This is a genomic window from Lactobacillus hamsteri DSM 5661 = JCM 6256 (assembly GCF_000615445.1).
Taxonomy (GTDB): Bacteria; Bacillota; Bacilli; order Lactobacillales; family Lactobacillaceae; genus Lactobacillus; species Lactobacillus hamsteri.
The window spans coordinates 1-1,122 of sequence record NZ_BALY01000071.1; the positions used below are offsets into that span (position 1 = coordinate 1).

Sequence of the window (1,122 nt, forward strand, 5' to 3'; positions counted from 1 at the left end):
ATAATTTAATGACTAGATCTGCGTATGTATGCAGGTCTAGTTTTTCTTTTAACTTGTTTTGATCAATTTTATTTAAATCATCACAAATAAGAAAAATTCTTCCTTGATGAACTACACCGCACTAAAGTGCCGGGTTTCTGGGAACACCAAGTAGTGTTTAGGATCTTACATTGATTGCTCAAATACCTAACTCACAGAACTCAGCTATTTACCATGCCAGTCCCTGACCAGTTAGCTTTGCTTTATGAAGAATATTAACTGCCGCGTTAATATCCCGGTCATGCCTAGTTTGACACTTAGGACAAGTCCATTCACGAATCTCTAATGGCTTAGCGCCACTGTTATAGCCGCATTCTGAACAAATTCTGGAAGTGTTTTTGGGATCTACGACAATTAGCTTTTTCCCATACCACTTGCACTTATATTCCAGCATTTGTCTAAACATTCGCCATGAAGCATTCGAGATGGCTTTAGCCAAGTGATGATTTTGAAGAAGATTTTTGGTTTTCAAATCTTCAATTACAATCACATCATACTGCTTAACCAAATGAGTCGTTAGCTTATGAAGATAGTCCCTGCGCTGATTAGCCATTTTAGCTTGATAGACAGCTTTCCAAGCTTCTAGGACAAAACACTTTTCTATTTTTATCTTGCAAAGCTAATAGCTTAGCCAAATGTCTGCGGCGAGAATATTTTCTTTGCCATGCTTTGGCTTTCTTTTCAAAATAAGAGCCATTGAAACTAGGGTATTTTAAGCCATTGGACAGAATTGCCAAATCAGCCACGCCGACATCGATGTCGATTGCTTTGCCAGTTAAATTATACTTCTCCGGTCTAAGCATTTCTGCTTGTAGAGATAGATAATATTTGCCCGTTGGTTCAAGCACAACTGTGTAACGCTTGATTTTAGCATCTTCTAAAAACCTTATTTTACTGGTTTTAATATAACCCAACTTAGGGATCTTTAGGTATCGTTTACCAACAACTTTTATGACCGACTTACCAGTATAAGACTGCTTCAAATACTTGCGCGAATGAAAGCGCGGCTTGCCAATTTGGCCGGTCTTATCTTGAAAGAAGTTTTTCCAAGACTGGGTCAGAAACTCATTAACTAGCTGCAGG

The 1,122-nt window shown here is 38.3% G+C and carries 1 pseudogene; it reads right to left on the minus strand.

Features of this window, described 5'->3' with window-relative positions:
• Nucleotides 1-208: 208 nt before the first annotated feature.
• Nucleotides 209-1,122: pseudogene (locus JCM6256_RS10270) on the minus strand (RNA-guided endonuclease TnpB family protein); the annotation flags it as partial.